The organism is Pseudanabaena sp. PCC 6802 (assembly GCF_000332175.1).
Taxonomy (GTDB): Bacteria; Cyanobacteriota; Cyanobacteriia; order Pseudanabaenales; family Pseudanabaenaceae; genus PCC-6802.
On record NZ_KB235914.1, the window covers coordinates 3,138,775 to 3,158,274 of the forward strand.

Below are 19,500 nucleotides of genomic sequence, written 5' to 3' on the forward strand. Positions count from 1 at the left end.
GTAACTAATCTGTAACTAATCTGTAACTAATACCAATTTAAATTGTTGTGGTTACGGATGGGGGGTGGGGGCGTTGCCCCCACGAAGGGGTTCCACCCCTTCACCCCGTTCGATCTGTCGTGTTTACTGTTTAAATTAGTATAAATACTTATGACGACTGCTGAGCCTGCATATTCTGAATCTACATTTAGCCAGATCGTGCGCTTACTCCGTTGGCATAAGCCAGCGGGTAGGCTGATCCTAGCGATCCCAGCTCTCTGGTCTTTGGTGCTGGCAGCGAGAACGCAGAGCCAGTTGCCGCCATTGGATCTACTAGCCGTAGTTATAGTTGGCTCCCTTGCTACCAGTGCCGCAGGTTGCGTCATTAACGATCTGTGGGATCGCGATATTGACGTGCAAGTAGAACGCACAAAAACTCGTCCCCTCGCGGCCAAATCGCTCTCAATTAAAGTAGGTATTGCGGTGCTGGCAGTAGCTGCGATCTGTGCTTTTTTACTGGCTACTTACCTCAATCCCCTTAGTTTTAGCCTGTGCTTTGCTGCCGTGCCCGTCATTGCGATCTATCCCGCCTGCAAGCGTGTTTTCCCTTTACCCCAGCTCGTCCTGGCGATCGCCTGGGGATTTGCCGTGCTAATTCCCTGGGCGGCGCTGATCGGTAAGCTAGACGTGCATACCTGGGGGCTATGGGGCGCAACAGTCGCGTGGACGATGGGCTTCGATACGGTCTATGCCATGAGCGATCGCGCCGACGATCTGCGAGTGGGCGTGAAATCGAGCGCTATTTTCTTTGGGGATTATGTAGTGGGCGCGATCGCATTATTTTTCGCCCTTACAACTGCCCTATTACTATGGCTGGGTTGGGATCTGCAATTAGGTTACATTTACCTGCTTACCTGCGCGATCGCCGCTGTAGTCTGGCTGTGGCAGTGCGTGCAACTAAGTCAGCCCGAGCCAGCACCTGATATATATCAACGTATTTTTGGGCAGAATGTGGCGATCGGTTTTACGGTGTTAGCGGGTATGTTAAGCGCAATGCTTGTCAGATAGTAACCAATAAAAGTTACTACTGAACAGTATGCCAAGCACGCAAGTCTTTAACTGTTAATTAGTCAGCAGTTGTGCCTGGAGGTATACCAAAACTTAAGCTTTTGGTAACGTTTTAAGCCAAAAGATGCAGTTAAGCTACTTAGTGGTTCTGTTAAGATCAATTTGAGTTAACTTAGAAAACCTATGACGACTAACATTCAAGAAAAAATCCAAGAAGAACTTCAAGGCGCTCGCGAAGCTTGCGAAGCTAACGGCCCTGGTTCAAAGGAATGCGCAGCCGCTTGGGACGCGGTAGAAGAATTGCAAGCTGAAGCTTCTCACCAGAAGCAAGAAAAGGGTAAGAACTCACTGCAACAGTACTGCGATGACAATCCAGATGCGGCTGAGTGCCGAATCTATGAAGACTAAACAGTCTTCTAGATCGACTAAATAAATTCTCTAGTCGATCTTAAAGTCTATCAAATGCGGTTTTGGGAGTAGGTTGCATATGGCAATTATTTCGCTTAAGGCTTGGTATGTGCCTGAATACGAGCCATTGCGATCGCTCTCAGATCGTCCCCACGACCTCAGGTTAGCTAAAAATAGTCTGCTTAAGTCTGCTTTGCGCGCAGATTTTCTAGATGAGATTGAAGTTGTAAGTAGTTCGGAATGGTTTCAACGTTACCTGGGGGGGGATACCGTTGAGTTCTACATTGAAGGTAGCGGTAGTTACGTTATCTCTAATATCGATTTAATTAGCCACGAGATATATTTCACCAAACACGACACCTTCGTAAACCTGGAACCGACAGTATTTTTCAGCTATCAAACTCAGCGTGCCGACACCAGCGATATTATCCGCGAAGCTTTAGTAACTAGTATTGACAGTCTAAATAAGAAATCGCGCTTTAGTCTTTCTCTAGAGCAATCTCATCGCATGACCGACCAGCCCATCAAGCTGAATAGCGCTTTGATGTCTAAGCTGCGGCGCAGTTTGCTGTTTGTGGGAGATGTGAGTCCCATCGCTACGATTGACTCGGAGCCGCCCCAACTCTTGCTCAGCCCGCAGGTGTGCGTGGAGGTAGGGTATGCCATGCAGGTTAAACGCCTCGATCAGATTCTACTAATTCAAGTGGATGATGGCAATCAAGGGACATTTCCCTTTGACTTGCCAGTGTTTCAGCGTCTAGTTGTCAAAGACTACAAATCTTTAGCGAAGCAGTTACCCGAAGCGATCGCCACCCACCTCAGGCGCTTTAATTTGTTCTAATTTGTTATAGCTTTGACTAATTTTCGCTAGATTTGACTGATATGTAACGAAGAGTACATAATTTTAAGCCGTAAAATTGCACTATAGAGTGTATGCGCAGTTTCTAGTTCAATGAACGCGTTACCCATTTTGTCCTACCCAGCAACGTGCTTGATATGGCAGCCAGTTCAAAAGCCCCGTTCCGAGACGCTTATGGGGGATTTGGCATATCGAGCAGCGATGCTTTTTTCTAAGGTTCAGGCTGATATTGGTTTGTTACCCCCCTTCCTCAGAGTCTGCGCAGGCAGACTTTGTTTGTGTAGCCGCGACTTCTAGTCGCCAGGCAATATAGCAATCACAAATGATTTGTGAAAAAGAGGGTGTGGGGGCTGCGCCCCCACGCAGGGGTTCTACCCCTGCACCCCGTTCATATAATGATTTACGATCGCTATATTAGGGATAATTAACGCGTAACGCGGATTTGATATGAGCGCGCAAATCGGGTAGGAAGACATCGGCGATCTCGCTATTGAAGATGCTCTTATGTTAAAGAAAATTGGGGTTCTGGGTAACATCAGCTTAAAAATATCAATTCTTAATCAATAAGAAGATAGAACTCAGACACTTGAATGCTAAAGCCTTAATCCCCTTCGTGGGAGGTTGAGAGGAATCGACCTGTGCAGCTTTCGATCCATAAATTTCAACGATGAACTCCAAACAGTCTTACAAATATGATGGCAAAGCATAAAAGAACAGTTCTGATCGCACACCAAGATCTGCAACAAGGTAAAGCCTGGAAGGCTGCTTTAGAGACTCAGGATGTGAGTATAAACCAGGTAGAAACGCATGTTGAGATCGCCGACCTCCTCGATACCATGAAGAGGCTGCAAATTTCTTTACCAGATCTAATTCTCATAGATATTGGGATTAAAAGTCGCCCTCCTGGTCGGTTTTCTGAATGTCCCCAAGCTGAAACGGTATGCCGCTGGATCTGGAAAAACCAGGTGGAGACTAAAGTTGTTGTTCTTAGCCCTAAGTTAGAACAGATCTCAGACATCGAACGTGGGTGGGCGAAGCGACGAGGCGCTATTGATGTCTTACCTAAGCTTTATCAAGAGAATTTCATGGCGAACATCCAAACGATTGCTGATATTTTGGTATGCGATTTTCTGCCCGACCCCCTCCAATTAGTCGCGAGCCGCTTATTGCCGTTGGCAAGCATGAAGCTTAGGGACATCGACACGCCAGCATTTGAGCCACTTCCAATTGAAGCTCAGCTTGAAGCTCAGCAGTTGAGCGGAAAAGATATGGAGAAAGTGGAAGATCGAGAACGCTTTGAAATCCAGTCCGATGAAAGCGATCGCGATGAAGCAACTGTAATTGCATATCAGGATGCGAAGATTCATACTAGCGAAATATCAGATACAAAACCAGAACTGCCAGCATCCGATCGATCTGCCTCTCCGCCGCAGTCGAGCGCAGCCGATATGGCCGATCCAACAGCGATCGTATATAGAGGCGTTAAGATGCGCACAAGCCAACTGCCGGGAGGCGTGGAACCACCTCCAATGCCGGACGAGCGGCCTGCTTCCCCACAGCGATCGGTTACGGATGACGATGATGAGGATGTAATTATTTATCGAGGAGTGAGAATGAAAAAAATTAGATAATTACTATCCTCTATCCTCGATCGGACGCTATTGCACAACGGTTTCTATTACCTTTGACGGACGAGAAATGACGGCAAGTCAATCTTATTATTGCCAGGGCTGCGCGACTCTTTGGCCTTTGCGATCGTCGGCGAAGCTGGTTTACTACTACCGATCGCTTCAGAACGAGTTTCGGAGCGCACAGGAATTTCAGGCACCGGTAGAGCTGTCTTTGTCTGCAAGTCTTCCATGACATCAGGCTCTTTAGACTGCTCTAGGAACCGATCTAGAGTGCTGCTGAGCTGCATAGCATGACGCTGGTGTCCTAAAGCTTTATCCTTCCAATGTTGAATTGCGGCTTCGTACTCTGCTGTCTGACATGCCTGTTGCAATACCTGCTCTTGCAAATCGTGGATTTGCTGTTCGAGTTCCTGGAGACGAGCTTGAGTTGTGGAGTGCTCTGCTTCTGCTAGCTGGAGCGATTGCTGCAACCTTGCCTGGACAGAATTTTGTTTGGTGCGTTGAGCTTCCAATTCTTCTTTACATAAATTGGCAATATTTAGCTGCTGTTGCAGTTGCTGTACGGTTTGCTGACAAATCTGCAATTCCACCAACTCCTTTTGCTTGCCAGAATCAGCCGCATCCACTTGTTGCTGCAACGTCTGTATGGTTTGCTGTCTGGTTTGCAAGTCTTGTAAAGCCACCTTTAACTCAGCAGCTAATTGCGTTTGTGCTGTTTCCAAGCGATCTTTTTCCACCTGCAATTGCAAAATCTGGGCTTCGCGATCGGCCAGGATCTGTAAATCCTGCTGGTTGGGTGCGGCCAGACTAGCTAGTAGTTCCTGCTTTTCCTGTTCCCATGCCGCCTGGTAATATTGCACCATAGACTCAGCTTGTTCGACCTGCGCGGTGAGTGCCTGGACGCGACGATCGCGATCGCTATGCAACTGAGCTATTTCCTGCTCTAGTAGCTCGATGTATTCGCATTTAGCCTGATATTCCGACTCCCATTTAGCGACATTCTTCTCCAAAATGTCAACCTCCAGGGTTAAAGCTTGCAACTGACGATCGCAATCTTCAGTAGAACTAGGCTTGGTTTTTCCCTCTGAAATTTCCGGCTCAGTAGAACCTGTATTTTTTTTCTGCGGCGGTGAATTTTTGGAAGCGGAGAAAAGGCTCCGAGCCAGATTGGATTCAGACACTTAACACCTCACGGTTTACTAGTTCTTGGATGCGTTTTGCGGCTGCTTCACCAGGTTTATATTCCACGATTGTCAAGCCGCGATCGAAGGCAGTACGAATATCAGTGCTATCAGGAATCGTCACGGGCGAGAGCACGTCACTAAAGGTTTTCTGAGCCTGACTGTAAAGCTCGCCGGTATGGGAGTTCGCCCAAATTCCTCCTGGCTTATAGCGATCGTCCAACATATTAATCAAAACTTTGACTTTGCGCGGCCCGATAAAATTCTCTGCCTCCTGAATAAAACGAATGGTTGTTTCGGTGCATTGAAAATCGGTGCGATTTAGCCGAGTTGGAATAAATATCTTGTCAGCCGGCACCAGCGCGTTCGCTGTTAATTCATTGAGATCGCCAGGGCTGTCAATGAATATGTAGTCGTACTGATCTTTGATCCTTTCAATTTCACGATTAAGTACTCCCTCTTTGCCCATCTGCATAGCTGCTAGCTGCGTAACTGCCTCTGCCATCGAGACATGGGCAGAAACTGCATCAAGTCCCTTGGGCGACTCAAAGATAACCTCCTCAATATGTTTATCGGGTCGTTTCTTTAGGAACGCCAGGATTGTATCAGACTCATCCAGTGTGTCAACCTTGCCCAAGAACAAACTGCTACAGGTCGTCTGTGAAGTCATGTCAATGACCAGTACTCTGGCTCCATTCCGTGCGACCAGATGTGCTGAATTCGAGCACAGGGTAGATTTCCCCGTGCCACCTTTGTTGTTGGTAAATGCTAATACCTTAGTCATTTACAGCTCTTAGAACTGATGGGTAAAGTTTTACAGAAAGGTTAGCAGAATTGTGTCATTTTGTCAGGCTTTCTTGGGAAAGCTACCTAAAAATAACTACCTTTTTACGGGCAGCGATCGCATGAGGCAATGTGCTGTTATCCATTCAGCGATCGCTTTGCGATCGCCAGACCCCTTTTAGGATCGACATAAGTATGCTTGATGCCAACACGATTTTGCGCGATCGCTACCAACTCGATCGTCAATTAGGCAAAAATGCCGGGCGACAAACCTGGTTAGCGCGAGATCTCGAACAGGACGAACCCGTAGTGGTCAAACTCCTGACTTTTGGTGGCGACGTACAATAGACCTCTTGCAGATTAGGTTGAGGTTGAGTTGCCAAAGAACCCCAAGATAGGAAAATATCAGGACATAGCAATAACGAAAAAGCGTCCTGATGATGAACTATATAATAGCGCAAACCCTACCTGCTGCACACTTTAAGCGTCGATTTGGTATCGAGACTAATACGTTCAAAGCAATTGTGAAAGTGCTTAAACCAGAGTGGCGAGCAACGCCAACACCTGGAGCCAAGCCTAAACTCGGACTAGAAGACCGCATATTGGTTGCCTTCGAGTATTGGCGGGAATATCGCACCTACTTTCACATCGCCACTAGTTGGGGCATCAGCGAGTCTACAGTTTGTCGAATAGTGCATTGGGTAGAGGAGACTTTAATCCGCTCACGTCGCTTTCGACTACCTGGGAAGCGCCAGTTGGTGCGGGGCTTTGGGATACCTACAGTCGCGATCGTTGATGTGACTGAAACTCGCATTGAGCGTCCTAAGCGGCACCAACGTGCCTTTTATAGCGGCAAACAGAAAGGGCACACGCTCAAATGTCAACTCATAATTGACGCTCTTACTGGGCAGATTATCTGTACGTTTTTCGGCAAGGGGCGACGGCATGATTTCAAGCTGTTCAAAGCTTCTGGCATCCATTTCCATCCTCAAACCGAGAGTTTGCAGGACAAGGGTTATCAAGGCATCCAGAAACTGCATCTCTACTGCCGCTTACCCCACAAGAAACCGAAAGGTGGTCAGCTTACGCCTGAGCAGAAAGCGTTCAACCGCCAACTTGCGCGCCAACGGGTTGGCATTGAGCATGTTAATCGCCGCTTGAAGATCTTCCGCATCTTATCTGGACGCTATCGCAATCGTCGTCACCGCTTTGGTTTGCGTTGCAATCTAATTGCTGGTCTCTACAATTTTGAACGCTCTCAAGGCTCCTCAGTTGGCTAATTTGCAAGAGGTCTAATGGGACGATCTCAAGCTATTCGAGCGCGAAGCCCAGGTATTGCAGCAACTCGACCATCCCTGCATTCCCAAGTATCGCGACTACTTTGCCATTGACGATCGCGCCCTGTGGTTTGGTCTGGTGCAGGAATATATCCCCGGTACATCGTTGCAGGAACGGCTCGATCGCGGCGATCGCTTCTCGGTTGCTCAGGTATACGGCATCGCACGGGCAATCCTGGAGATTTTGTTCTACCTGCACGAACTCTCGCCGCCCTTACTGCATCGGGATATCAAGCCTGGTAATATCTTGCTGGACGAGGGCGATCGCGTATATCTAGTAGACTTTGGCGCGGTGCAGGATCGGGCGGTAGCAGAGGGCAGAACCTTTACCTCAATTTCTCCTCGGCTATGCAGTTCTCGATGCCGCAAGCGATCGCGGCACTTATCGTGGCAATATTCTCACTGCCGAAGAAGCCATGTGGCTGGCTGCCAATATCAAAGATTGGTTGCAGAGTATGGCAATTTGAGCGCGTAATACCAATTTAAATTGTTGTGGTTACGGATGGGGAGTGGGGGCGTTGCCCCCACGAAGGGGAGGCAGGGCGGTCTTGGGGGTTCCCCGCTAGAGCCACTGCCGTGTTCTACCCCTTCACCCCGTTCGATCTGTCGTGTTTGCCGTTCAAATTGCTATATGGCTAAGTCTCTGGTGGCTCGTTCCTAGGATACGTTTGCACTCAATTCGTACCTTTTTTCTGCCCTAAACTTCTCAAACACGCTCTAATCCTAGGATGACTCTTCTATGGTCTCAACCCTCAAAAAGAGAGGCAATTCTTGATTCAATCGCCCCAATCTCACAAACTCAGCGTAGGTGTCAGCCTCGATGGACAGAAGTTCTGCTTGCAGTTGCTCCGCAACGATCGTCTGGAGGTCAGGGTAGTTTGTCTGAAGCTGTTCAATTTCGGCTTGTAGTCGGGTTAGCTCTTCCTCAACCAACCATACTTGCTTGAGATAAAATTTAGACTCGACACCGAGCTGCTGCTCTACGTCGCTCAATCTTTGCCGCACTCGTCTCAAAGCAGCCTGACGGGCAATGACCGCTAAATACTGCTGGCGTATCGATTGGTCGCCCAGCAGATTAAGTTTTTGGAGCATGGGTTGAATCGTCAGACCTTGGACGAGTAGCGTAAATAGCACGGTTCCAAAAACAGTTGCAATTACCACCTCACGTCCCGCAAAGCTATCGGGCACGCTCAATACCAAGGCAATGGTCACGGCACCCCGTAATCCTCCCCACCACAACACAGTCTGTTTGGGTAAGGGAATAGCAGAATGCGCGAAATAGTTGCTCAATCCCCCCAGTCCGTAAATAACGATCGCCCGAGTCAAAATTATCGCGGCGATCGCTGCAGCGATCGCGCCCAAATTTTCACCCAAATTCGCAAAGCGAACTTGAGTACCAATGAGCAAGAAGACAATCGAATTCACGAAAAAAGCTAAAAATTCCCAAAACTCACTCACAATGATACGGGTACGAGGACTCATGCCGATAAGAGAGCCAAAGTTGCCTAAGATGAGTCCCGTGGTAACTACCCCAATCACCCCCGATCCCCCTAATTCTTCCGAAATCACGAAAGCGCTATAGGCAACAACTAGAGTTAACGACTGCTCCACTAGCGGTAAATCAAGCCTCTGGGTTAGATAAGATGTCCCAAATCCAATCAGTCCGCCAACCGCCAACCCAATCCCAACTACCGCAATCAACTGAGTCAAAATGGGCTGAAGCGCTAAATTTGCAGCTCCCTGAGAGAATGCCGCCAGAAATCCAAAGGCAACTACTGCCACCCCATCATTAAACAAACTTTCTCCTTCCATCAAAGTCGTTAGTCGCTTGCCAACACCCAGAGATCGGAACAAAGCCGTCACCGAGACAGGATCGGTTGCAGATAGGCTGGCACCTATCAATAACGCAGTTGTCAAAGAAAAACCGACGAATTGATTTAGGCTAATGGCAATCCCTGCAATGGTAATGAAAACACCCAGGCTCGCATAAAGAGAAATTGGAATTAAATCCCGCTTTAACATTGTCCATTTCAGGTTCCATGATGCTTCAAATAGCAAAGGCGGTAGAAAAATTAATAGAATCAATTCGGGCGAGAGTTCGATCAATCGCACATCTGCCAAAGCAAGTCCTAATCCCACAATCACCAGTAGCAATGTATAGGGAATTCGACGAAGCCAGCTAAAAACCTGTGGTAGGATTGCCACGCTCAAAGCTATCGAAAGCACGAGTAAAAATCGCTTCAAGTTCTCTTCGATGAGAACTTCCTGTAGACTTGCCTCTATCATTAATCTTTAATTTCCCATAGTAATTGTTTATGGTACACAGCTTCAATCTCGCTTGTCAACGGTAAAGAGATGTGGCTGAAGCGATCGCTAGCAGTAGGCTTATAGCGGTTTTCAGATGAAAACGAGAAGGGGGTTTGGGGGCGTTGCCCCCAAGAAGGGGTTCCACCCCTTCACCCCATCCATCAAACCTGTTCTCAATTAAAAAACGCTATAAGAAGCGGGAGTTAAGTTCAATAACTATATCGTTTGATGGCTTTATTAACGATGTCAAGAGTAAAAGCGTCATGATTAAGGCTTCTAGCGTACCTTATCCTACAGGAAAAGCCAATTAGACTGACTGAAGGGCAAAAATAGGCTAGATAATCTCAAACGCTTAGGATATAATAACTGACAATTTATGTGGTAGAGAACTACCCAGAAAAATTATATTTATGTTTTCTCACATGCATGAGCGACAGATGCACTGGGTTCGCTGGTTATTGACGTGCGGGTGGCTCTCGATCGTCGCTTCTTTGTTTTACGATCCCTGGACATCGGCACTAACCAAGCCAGATCATCCCTGGAGTCCCTTGCGACTCACTGATGTATGCGTGCGGGTGCAGGGTAAATGTTTGACAGAACAACCTTACCCCTTGGGAGCAACTCTGTTCTGGGGAGCGATCGTTCCGTCGGGCATCTTTATTTTGCTGGTGTTCGGTCACGAATTGTGGCGGCGAATTTGTCCCTTATCGTTTCTATCCCAAATCCCCCGCGCTCTAGGTTGGCAACGACAGTTCAAACGGGAGAACAAACAAACCGGGAAAGTGCGCTACGAACTGGCAAAGGTTAAACCCGAATCCTGTCTGGGCAGGAACTCTCTCTACGTGCAATTTAGCTGGCTGTTTGTGGGAATATGCGGGCGGATTTTGTTTTTCAACGCCGATCGCCTCGTGCTGGGGTTGTGGATCTCGTTTACGATCGCAGCGGCAATTGCGGTTGGCTACTTTTATGGGGGCAAGTCCTGGTGTCAGTATTTCTGCCCGATGGCACCCGTGCAAACGATTTTTAGCGAACCGAGTGGTTTGTTGGGAAGCAAGGCGCACACGAGCGACCAAAAGATTACCCAATCGATGTGCCGCACGGTTCTGCCGGATGGCACAGAACAAAGTGCTTGTGTGGCCTGTCAAAGTCCTTGTTTTGATATCGATTCCGAACGAGCCTATTGGGATGGACTGAACAAGCCGACAGAATCTCTGGTGCGCTACGGCTACGTGGGCTTGGTAATTGGTTATTTTGTTTATTACTATTTATACGCGGGTAACTGGGATTATTACTTTTCCGGTGCTTGGAATCGCGACCCCAATCAACTCGCTTCCCTGATGAATCCGGGACTCTATCTATTCGGTCAGGCTATCAATATCCCAAAACTGTTCGCGGTGCCGCTGGTGCTGGGCGGGTTTACGGCAATCGGGGTTCTCGTTGGGCGATCGATTGAAAACTATGCAATATCCAATCGTCAGCGGTATCACCTAAATCTGTCCCCCGAACTGATTCGACATCGCCTGTTTGCCATTTGCACCTTTGGTGTTTTCAACTTCTTTTTCTTCTTTGCGGGCCGTCCCCTCATGCAATTGCTGCCGTTGTGGGTGCAATATGGGTTTGATGTCAGTATTGTCTTCTTCAGTACGCTTTGGCTGCAAAAGACCTGGCGGCGCAGTCGAGATCTCTATGCTCGCGAGAATCTCGCCAGTCGATTTCGCAAACAATTGGAGAAATTGCAACTGGACGTTTCGCAGTTCTTAGAGGGCCGTTCTCTTGCGGATCTCAATGCCAATGAAGTGTACGTGTTGGCAAAAGTGCTGCCTGGTTTTACCCGTGAAAAGCGCCACGAAGCATATAAAGGCGTGTTGCAGGAAGCTTTAGAAGAAGGCCATGTGAACTACTCCAACAGTCTGGAGGTTTTGCAGCAAATGCGCCAGGAGTTGGGTATTTCCGATGACGAACACCGTGAGGTGCTAGAAGAATTGGGCATCGAAGACCCAGAATTACTCAACCCACAACGTCAACGGACGTTAGAAAATCAGATTCGCTTAAGCGGCTACCAAAAATCCCTGGAACGATTGATGAGGCTAAAACAAAGACAGCCCGATTTGACAACATTTGAGCCATCTCAGCAAGATTCGATCGAAATTCGCTCCCTGCAACGCGAGTATGGAATTTCGGCAGAAGAAGACGACGGGATTTTGAGAGGGCTTTCTCCCAATGCCGATATAGTTCAAAAAGCTGAATTTTTATTGGCTCAATTAACTGAGTGGATTGCCTGCGATCGCGCCTTGCATCACCCCAGCCTTCAGAGGCAGCCAGCAGTAGTAACACTGTTACGTGACAGCGTAGATCGCAAACAAAAACCGATCGTGCAATCGATTTTGAAAATCCTGATCGCGCTGCAAGATAGTCCACCGGCATTGACGATCGCGCAATCCCTGAAACAGCGCGCTCCCCAAATTGTCATAGAACGGGTGAACCCCAAACTCTGGCAAAATCGCCTGCATCCTGAGATCGCCCGAACTTTGACGCAGCCAGCAGAATTCCCGATTCCCAGCAATCCCGAATCTCCTACTCAAGAAACCTTGAGCTATTTAGAACTTTTACGACAACACGACAATCCTTTGGTACAAGCGACGGCGCTTTATGCGATCGCGCAATTGGATACAGAACTCGCTCAGAGCCTGGCTCGCGATCTGCGGCACGAGCCGCATTCATTGCTTGTCCGAGACACCGCCGCACACCTACTGGCTTTGCCGCCCTCACCTGCCCTCATGGATTTTTCCAAGCTAGAGAAATTGGTTTATTTGTTTAACAACGATTTCTTTCATCTTGTCCGAACCGAAACCTTGATGGCACTTGGCGATCGCTCTGAAATAAGAACTTACTCATTAGACGAAGCGATCACAGAAGCAGGGGATACCTGTCGGGAGTTGCTGTTGTCGCTCGAAGGGGAGGTCAAAATTCACTACCAGCTTGCCGATGGTGTTCGCATCGAAAGGCTGCATCCCGGCCAACTGTTAGATGAATTGGAGGTTTTGACGCACAGCAACCTTGAAAATACCATTCTCGCAGATAGCGCAAGGACTCGTATTTTGGCAATCTCTGTTGATGCCTTCGATGACCTCCTTGTCGATGACCCTGATTTTGCCCGTCGGGTTCTGGAACTCGAAAGTCAGCAACTCCAGCGACTCATGCGATCGACGCAAGGAACATCTATTAGTTAGTAGATTGATTATTAGCAGACTATGGCATCAGTTTATGAGGTATAGTAATAGAGCATCCGCTCTTTTTGACATTGCGACATGAGTTGCTTCCGGTTGGAAATCTACTGGAATTGAAGGTGCAGATGATTGAATTTGTACGAGGTATTGTGTTTTAATTTCTCTTATATAGCACTTTTTAATTGAGAACGGGTTTTATTGATGGGGTGAAGGGGTTCCACCCCTTCTTGGGGGCAACGCCCCCAAACCCCCTACTTGTTCCGATCTGAAAACCGCTATATTATCCAACTTATCCAACTGGCGATGAAATATTGCAACAGAGTATTATTCCCATCTGCTGGCTCCTGGAGTGGCAGTGAATTCCTCTTGGGGGTGCTGATTTTATTCGGTTTGGGAGGCTGTGCAGGTAACCAGCCTGTGGTTAGAAGTCCTCAAGCTATACCGGTAAAACTACAACGATTAGATTCGAATGTGCTGGAGGATGCCACCGAGTTTGTCGGCAATTTGGAAGCTGTCAAAAAGGTGCAGCTAAGAGCCCAGATCGAGGGGGAAATTACCGAGATTCCCGTGATTTTCGGACAGCGAGTCCAACAGGGAGAACTGTTGTTTCGACTGGAGCCCGCTCAAACTGCTCCTCAACTAGCAGGCGTGAACGCCCAAGTTAATGCTGCCGAAATGGCTTTGAAATCAGCCGAAGCAAATTTGGAACAGACCATTGCCCAGCGGGGGACTATTGAGTCTGAGTTGGAGTTTAATAAGACTAACTTTCAGCGAGCTAAGACGCTGGTCGATGAAGGGGTTGCGCCTCAAGTTTCTTTGGATGAGAAAACTAAAAGAGTCGATATTAACATCGCCCAACTCAGGGCTCAGGATAAAGTGATTCGAGCTAGCAGAGCAGCAGTCAATCAGGCTCAAGCCAATCTGCGTAATGCTAAGACTCAAGTAAATACTGCTCTGGTGCCTTATCAGCTAAAGCAGATTAGGTCTCCTATTAATGGGGTGATTGGGAATTTCAACGTTCGGGTTGGGGACTATATTACCGCCGGACAAGTCTTAACGACGATCAATCAGAATGATTTCTTCGATCTGGTCATTCCAGTGCCGACGACCTACGCCAACCAATTGCGACAGGGGGTGTCCGTATCTCTGATAGACCCCCAATCCAATGAGGTGTTATCGTCGGAAGGCAGTATTGCTTTTATTTCTCCTGTCGTCAACAATTCTGCCCAATCCATCACCACTCGTGCCCGTTTTCCCAACCCCAATGGCAGGTTGCGAGACAATCAGAACGTCAAGGCAAGAGTGACCTGGAACCGTCGATCGGGAGTTTTGATTCCCGTTACAGCAGTTGCACAGATCGGCGGTCAGGCTTTTGTCTTTGTCGCCCAGAAAACCCCTTGCCGAGAAGGAGAACCACCCCTCGTCAGCGATCTAATCGTCTGTCAGCGACTCATCAAAGTGGGAGAAATTCAAGGGCAGAACTACCAAGCGATCGAGGGTCTAAAGCCCGGCGATACGATCGCCGTGTCGAACATTCTCAGCTTGAGGAATGGTACCCCGATCAGACCGGAATCTTAGGAGCGCACCGACATAGATGTTACTATCGTTCTCCAGCAATTTTATTAAGCGTCCCATATTGACAACGGTTTGCACCCTGTTGATCGTGTTGGTGGGTGCCATTTGTATCCCTCTATTGCCAATCAGCTATCTGCCGCCCCTGACGCCGGTGACGATCCAGGTGGCTGCTAGCCTGACTGGAGGGGATGCGATTACAGTAGAAAATACCGTTACCACGCCTCTAGAGCGACAGATCAACGGGGCCAGCAACATGCAGTACATGACTTCCAATAGCACGGCTACGGGACTGTCGCTCATTACTGCCTATTTCAGACCCGACCAGAATCAAAATCTGGCCCAAGTGGACGTGCAAAACCGGGTGGGAATTGCCTCTCCTCTGCTGCCAGTTCAGGTGCAACAACTGGGTGTGAGAGTGGAGAAAACCTCTCCTGCTATCCTTTTGGGCATTGGCATCTATTCCCCCGATGACTCCCTCGATCCCAAATTTATTAGTAACTACGTCGATCTCCAAATCAAGGATCAAATTACCCGGATTCCCGGCATCTCTCAAGTCTTAAGCGGTGGCGAACTCCTCTATGCCATGCGGATCTGGCTCGACCCCAAAGCGTTGGCGGCGCGGGGCTTAACCTCTCAAGATGTCACCCGCAGAATACAAGAGCAAAACCCGCTCATTGGTTTGGGGGGGATCGGACAATCTCCTACCGCTGAGGATCAAACCTTCGTGTTCACTATTCCCTCGGCAACCCAGCTAAAGGATGTCAGGGACTTTGAAAACATCGTACTAAGAGTTCAGCCCAACGGTGACCTGGTGAAGCTGAAAGATGTCGGACGGGCAGAACTGGGAGCGCAGAACTACAACACTGCCTCCTTTACGAACGGTCACCAGGGAATGACCATGCTGATTTTTCAAGAGTCAGATGCCAATGCCCTGGTTGTGGCGGAAGCAGTCAAACAGAAACTAGCCGAGTTGAAGCAAAATTTTCCACCAGGGTTAGCGGCTGTGCCAGTTTTCGACACTACCCTATTTGTGAATCAGGCCACTACTGAAGTGATATGGACGTTAGTGAAAGCGGTGGCTCTGGTGGTGATCGTGATCTACATCTTTCTCCAGGATTGGCGCGCCCTGGTGGTTCCCATTATTTCCATGCCCGTAGCACTGGTGGGATCTCTGGCGATCGCCTATGTCTCCGGCTTTTCACTCAATACCCTTACCCTATTGGGTCTGATCCTGGGGACAGGAATGTTGGTGGACGATGGTATTGTGGTGGTCGAAGCCATTGTCGAAAAGCTGGACAGTAGCCCGGGCATTTCGCCCCGACAGGCAGCCTTTGATGTCATGCAAGTGCTGACACGAGCGATCGTTGGCACCACCATGGTATTGATGGCGGTATTTGTGCCCGTAGCTTTTTTCCCCGGTACGACCGGGATTATTTACAAGCAGTTTGCCCTGATCATTGCCTTTGCGCTGTTGGTCTCTGCCTTTAACGGGCTGACTTTCAACCCCAGTATTGGTGGCCTTGTGATGCTCCCCCACACCCACGGAGAAAAGACTGGGTTTATGGGCGGTTTCTTTAATGCTTTTAACCGCAGCTTCGATCGGTTCAGAGAACGCTACCTTGCGGTAGTAACATTCCTAATTCGCATCCGTTACCTCGTGTTGGTCGGTTTTGGACTTCTGATTGCCACAACCATATTTTTATTTCAGGCTCTACCCACTGGATTTGTCCCCCAAGAAGACCAGGGGGTATTTCTGGGGATTATTAACGCTCCTCCTGGTGCTTCTCTCAGCTATACCAATAAGGTGGCAAACCAGATTTGGCAAAAATTGAAAACCTACGACGAAATTGAATACGTCACCGTCGTGTCCGGTTTCAGTAACAGGGGAAGTATTCCCAACGCTGGCTCTTTATATGTTTCGCTTAAACCCTGGAGTCAGCGCACAAGGCCAGAACAGCAAATTGACGGTCTATTGGAGCGCGTCAATCGAGATTTGGCATCGATTACGGATGCACGGGTTACAGCATTAAATATACCTGCCATCCTTGGGCTAGGCAGATTTGGCGGCAGTGAGATGCAATTTCTGGATAGCACTGGCGGCACTTTGACCTTCGATCAATTTGTCGCCAATGCCAACTCAATCGTCGATCGGGCCAGAACCAATCCAGTCATTGGGGCAAGAAATATTTTTTCGCCCACGCCTCCCAGTGCGCCTCAGTTAGAGATTAAGATCGACCGCGATCGCCTGCAATCCCTCAATGTCAATTTCAACGATGCGATGGCTACCTTAGGAACCTATCTGGGGTCTAGTTTTGTGAACCAGTTTTCCTTTGGCCCGCGTTATTACCAGGTCTATGTCCAGTCGGATGCAAAGTTTCGCAGCTCTCCTTCAGATATCAAGCAAATTTATGTCCGTTCCCAGGATAACCAGATGGTAGCTTTGAGCGAATTCGTCACGATCGAGAAAACTACGGGACCTCAGGTAATTAACCACTTCAATATTTTTCGTTCGGTTGATATTGTTGGCAACCCCGCACCCGGCTATAGTAGCGGACAGGCGATGGAGGGCATGGTGCAAGCTTTTAAGGAAAAGGCACTCCCCGGCACAAGCTACGAATGGTACGGCTCGGCCAGAGAACAAATTGCATCTGGTAGACTGGCACCAATTATCTTTGGTCTGGGGCTGTTGGTTGTGTTCCTGGTGTTGTCGGCGCTGTACGAAAGCTTTATTGACCCGTTCATCATCCTGATCGTCGTACCCTTAGCCATGCTGGGGGCTTTGGCATTCACTATGGCGCGGGGTTTGGAGAATAATGTCTTTTGCCAAATTGCTCTGCTAATGCTGATTGGTCTCTCCAGTAAAAATGCAATTTTGGTTGTAGAGCTAGCCAACCAGGCCGTTCTGAAGGGAGCGAGCTACACGCAAGGCATTCTTAGTGCTTTTGGACAGCGGTTTCGACCGATTTTAATGACCGCAGCCTCAGACTTAGCGGGATTCTCTGTGCTGCTGATCGCCTCAGGGGCGGGGGCAAATTCCCGTTGGTCGGTCGGCTATGCCGTTTTTGGTGGCGTACTGACTGCTACCATCATGAATCTGTTGATGTTGCCAGTGCTGTACGTGGTGATTAAGACCTTGGCGGGGAAAGTCAAAGGTAAGCCCCCTCAGCCACCTTCTGCCCTACCTCCTGAAAATCCTAACACGGATGTCATGCAGCCATCTGGTTAAGGTGAGAAGCTATCAGATTTCAGAACATTGAAGTAAAAAGGTATTTATCTCAATGAATCTCCTTTATATAACTCTTTTATACGCGATGTTCAACTAAAAGGCTGAAAGCCTTGATCCCTCGTACTGAACTAATGAGGAGTTTGAATTTCCGGTATCTCAAACAACCTCATGGCAATAGCTCAAAAATAGTTAGACATCGATTGATTCTAATAGATTTGAAACCTGTATCAATTTAGGTGATATCATCATGTAAGCAGAAAATTCAGGGCTATAGCGCAGTTGGTAGCGCATCTCAGTGGCATTGAGAGGGGTAGCAGTTCGAATCCACTTTAGCTCCATAAATTATGGAGGAAGCAGAGTCGCCAAAGCTGTCCAGACTATTGCTAGTAGTAAACGGGAGCATCCTATGGCATCAAACAAGGATTATAGTCCATATTCAGATCGGGATTTCAGCCCGATGACAGAAAAGCAAACCCTGCCCCTGAACGCCCTGATTGCCCTCGTCGTGGGGTCGATGGTGGGCGCTGGGATCTTTACGCTACCTGCTGGATTTGGTCGTGCGACGGGAGTGATCGGCGGGTTAATCGCCTGGGTGATTGCAGGCATTGGCATGTTGATGCTGGCGTTCGTCTTCCAAACCTTGGCGCAACGCAAACCCGATCTGGATTCGGGTATTTTCGCCTATGCCAAAGCTGGATTTGGGAATTATATTGGCTTCCTGGCAGCGCTGGCTTTTTGGTCGAGTACCTGCGTCGGTAACGTCTCCTACTTTGTCCTGATCAAATCAACCTTGGGAACTTTCTTTCCGGTCTTTGGCGACGGCAACACCGTTCCGGCGATCGCGACTGCTTCCATCATTCTGTGGATTTTTCACTTTATGATTCTGCGCGGAGTGAAGCAGGCCGCTGGATTGAACACCATTGTCACGATCGCCAAGATTGTGCCGATCCTGATCTTTATTGCCGTCCTCCTATTTGCTTTTAAGCTGGATGTCTTTTCTGCCAATCTTTTGGGTGGGCAGGGCTATGAGGCGGAGTCGCTGTTTGCTCAGGTGCGTAACACCATGCTCATTACGGTGTTCGTGTTTATCGGTATTGAAGGAGCCAGCGTTTACTCTCGGTATGCCGAAAAGCGAACTGATGTTGGGAAAGCCACGATTTTGGGATTCCTGGCAGTCCTCTGCTTGCTGATCCTGGTGACAATGTTGCCCTTTGGTCTGATGCCTCGCACCGAACTAGCAGCCTTAAGGAATCCATCCATGGCAGGCGCATTTGAGGTGGTTGTGGGGCGCTGGGGCAATGTATTCATCAGTGTGGGTCTGCTGATTTCAGTCTTTGGGGCATTCCTGGCATGGACTTTATTTGCCGCCGAAGTCCCATTTATGGCAGCCAAAAACCAGATCATGCCGCACTTTCTCACTCGAGAAAATGCTCAGAAGGTGCCATCCATATCGCTTTGGATGACCAATATTGTGGTTCAGTCATTTTTGATTGTGACCCTGTTCTCCCAAAATGCGTTCACACTGGCTTTAGAGCTAGCCAGTTCTCTGTCGCTGATTCCCTACCTGTTGGTGGCTGGTTACGGGCTGAAATTGGCTTTAACTCGAGAAACCTACGAGCGGGATGCTCCCAACCGAACTAAGGAACTGGTAATTGCCGCGATCGCCACCCTTTATGCGATTTTGATGCTCGTAGCGGGTGGTTTAGGAAAACTGCAGTTGTCAGCGCTCATCCTCGCCCCGGGAACCATTCTATTCTTCCTGGCTCGACGGGAGCAAAACCGCAAAGTATTTACCTTCGGTGAGTGGTTTATTTTTTCTGTGATTGTGATCGCTGCCCTGTCAGCCCTTTACGGGTTTGCAACGGGTCGGATCGTCATCTAATCGATCGTGTTACGCAGATATTTTCAACGAATGAGAG

Annotated in this window: 12 protein-coding genes, 1 tRNA gene and 2 pseudogenes; 12 read left to right on the top strand and 3 right to left on the bottom strand. The window is 48.6% G+C overall.

Going from position 1 to position 19,500, the window contains the following annotated elements; all coding sequences use genetic code 11:
- The first annotated feature begins 150 nt into the window (after positions 1 to 150).
- The 4 genes from PSE6802_RS0120270 to PSE6802_RS0120285 all read left to right on the top strand — a co-directional run bounded on the left by PSE6802_RS0120270 (position 151) and on the right by PSE6802_RS0120285 (position 3,945).
- Positions 151 to 1,047 (top strand): 4-hydroxybenzoate solanesyltransferase, encoded by an 897-nt coding sequence (locus tag PSE6802_RS0120270; protein WP_019501874.1) that lies wholly within the window; start codon positions 151 to 153, stop codon positions 1,045 to 1,047.
- A 183-nt stretch (positions 1,048 to 1,230) separates the two neighbouring features.
- Entirely contained in the window at positions 1,231 to 1,455 is a 225-nt protein-coding gene (locus PSE6802_RS0120275) for a Calvin cycle protein CP12 (RefSeq protein WP_019501875.1), read from the top strand.
- A gap of 79 nt (positions 1,456 to 1,534) precedes the next feature.
- Positions 1,535 to 2,296: a hypothetical protein gene (locus PSE6802_RS0120280; protein WP_019501876.1), complete on the top strand. Its 762-nt coding sequence runs from the start codon at positions 1,535 to 1,537 to the stop codon at positions 2,294 to 2,296.
- Positions 2,297 to 3,009: 713 nt separating this feature from the next.
- On the top strand, positions 3,010 to 3,945 hold the full coding sequence (locus tag PSE6802_RS0120285) for a PleD family two-component system response regulator (protein WP_156815606.1): 936 nt from the start codon (positions 3,010 to 3,012) through the stop codon (positions 3,943 to 3,945).
- A 47-nt stretch (positions 3,946 to 3,992) separates the two neighbouring features.
- On the opposite strand, the gene PSE6802_RS0120290 is transcribed toward PSE6802_RS0120285, so the two are convergent.
- Positions 3,993 to 5,126 carry a coiled-coil domain-containing protein gene (locus tag PSE6802_RS0120290; RefSeq protein ID WP_019501878.1) on the bottom strand — a complete coding sequence of 378 codons (1,134 nt, stop codon included), beginning with the start codon at positions 5,124 to 5,126 and terminating at the stop codon, positions 3,993 to 3,995.
- Complete coding sequence (locus PSE6802_RS0120295) at positions 5,119 to 5,910, bottom strand: ParA family protein (RefSeq protein ID WP_019501879.1); 792 nt, start codon at positions 5,908 to 5,910, stop codon at positions 5,119 to 5,121. Before PSE6802_RS0120295 ends, PSE6802_RS0120290 begins: the two co-directional genes overlap by 8 nt.
- 194 nt (positions 5,911 to 6,104) lie before the next feature.
- On the opposite strand from PSE6802_RS0120295, the pseudogene PSE6802_RS33725 reads away from it, so the two are divergent.
- From PSE6802_RS33725 to PSE6802_RS0120310, 3 genes and pseudogenes are all read left to right on the top strand, one after another.
- Positions 6,105 to 6,254, top strand: a pseudogene (locus tag PSE6802_RS33725) (serine/threonine protein kinase); the annotation flags it as partial.
- Between the two features lie 95 nt (positions 6,255 to 6,349).
- Positions 6,350 to 7,189 (top strand): IS5 family transposase, encoded by an 840-nt coding sequence (locus PSE6802_RS0120305; protein ID WP_019498088.1) that lies wholly within the window; start codon positions 6,350 to 6,352, stop codon positions 7,187 to 7,189.
- A 16-nt stretch (positions 7,190 to 7,205) separates the two neighbouring features.
- Positions 7,206 to 7,583, top strand: a pseudogene (locus PSE6802_RS0120310) (serine/threonine protein kinase); the annotation flags it as partial.
- 386 nt (positions 7,584 to 7,969) lie between these two features.
- Here PSE6802_RS0120310 and PSE6802_RS0120315 read toward each other — a convergent pair.
- Complete coding sequence (locus PSE6802_RS0120315) at positions 7,970 to 9,532, bottom strand: cation:proton antiporter (protein ID WP_019501880.1); 1,563 nt, start codon at positions 9,530 to 9,532, stop codon at positions 7,970 to 7,972.
- A 431-nt stretch (positions 9,533 to 9,963) separates the two neighbouring features.
- Here PSE6802_RS0120315 and PSE6802_RS0120320 point away from each other — a divergent pair, with 431 nt between their 5' ends.
- From PSE6802_RS0120320 to PSE6802_RS0120340, 5 genes are all read left to right on the top strand, one after another.
- Positions 9,964 to 12,783: a cyclic nucleotide-binding domain-containing protein gene (locus PSE6802_RS0120320; RefSeq protein WP_019501881.1), complete on the top strand. Its 2,820-nt coding sequence runs from the start codon at positions 9,964 to 9,966 to the stop codon at positions 12,781 to 12,783.
- 300 nt (positions 12,784 to 13,083) lie between these two features.
- Positions 13,084 to 14,358 (top strand): efflux RND transporter periplasmic adaptor subunit, encoded by a 1,275-nt coding sequence (locus PSE6802_RS0120325; RefSeq protein ID WP_019501882.1) that lies wholly within the window; start codon positions 13,084 to 13,086, stop codon positions 14,356 to 14,358.
- Between the two features lie 16 nt (positions 14,359 to 14,374).
- Complete coding sequence (locus PSE6802_RS0120330) at positions 14,375 to 17,581, top strand: efflux RND transporter permease subunit (protein ID WP_019501883.1); 3,207 nt, start codon at positions 14,375 to 14,377, stop codon at positions 17,579 to 17,581.
- A 265-nt stretch (positions 17,582 to 17,846) separates the two neighbouring features.
- Positions 17,847 to 17,919 (top strand) — tRNA-Ala (locus PSE6802_RS0120335).
- A 68-nt stretch (positions 17,920 to 17,987) separates the two neighbouring features.
- Entirely contained in the window at positions 17,988 to 19,463 is a 1,476-nt protein-coding gene (locus tag PSE6802_RS0120340) for a basic amino acid/polyamine antiporter (protein ID WP_019501884.1), read from the top strand.
- Positions 19,464 to 19,500: the final 37 nt, after the last annotated feature.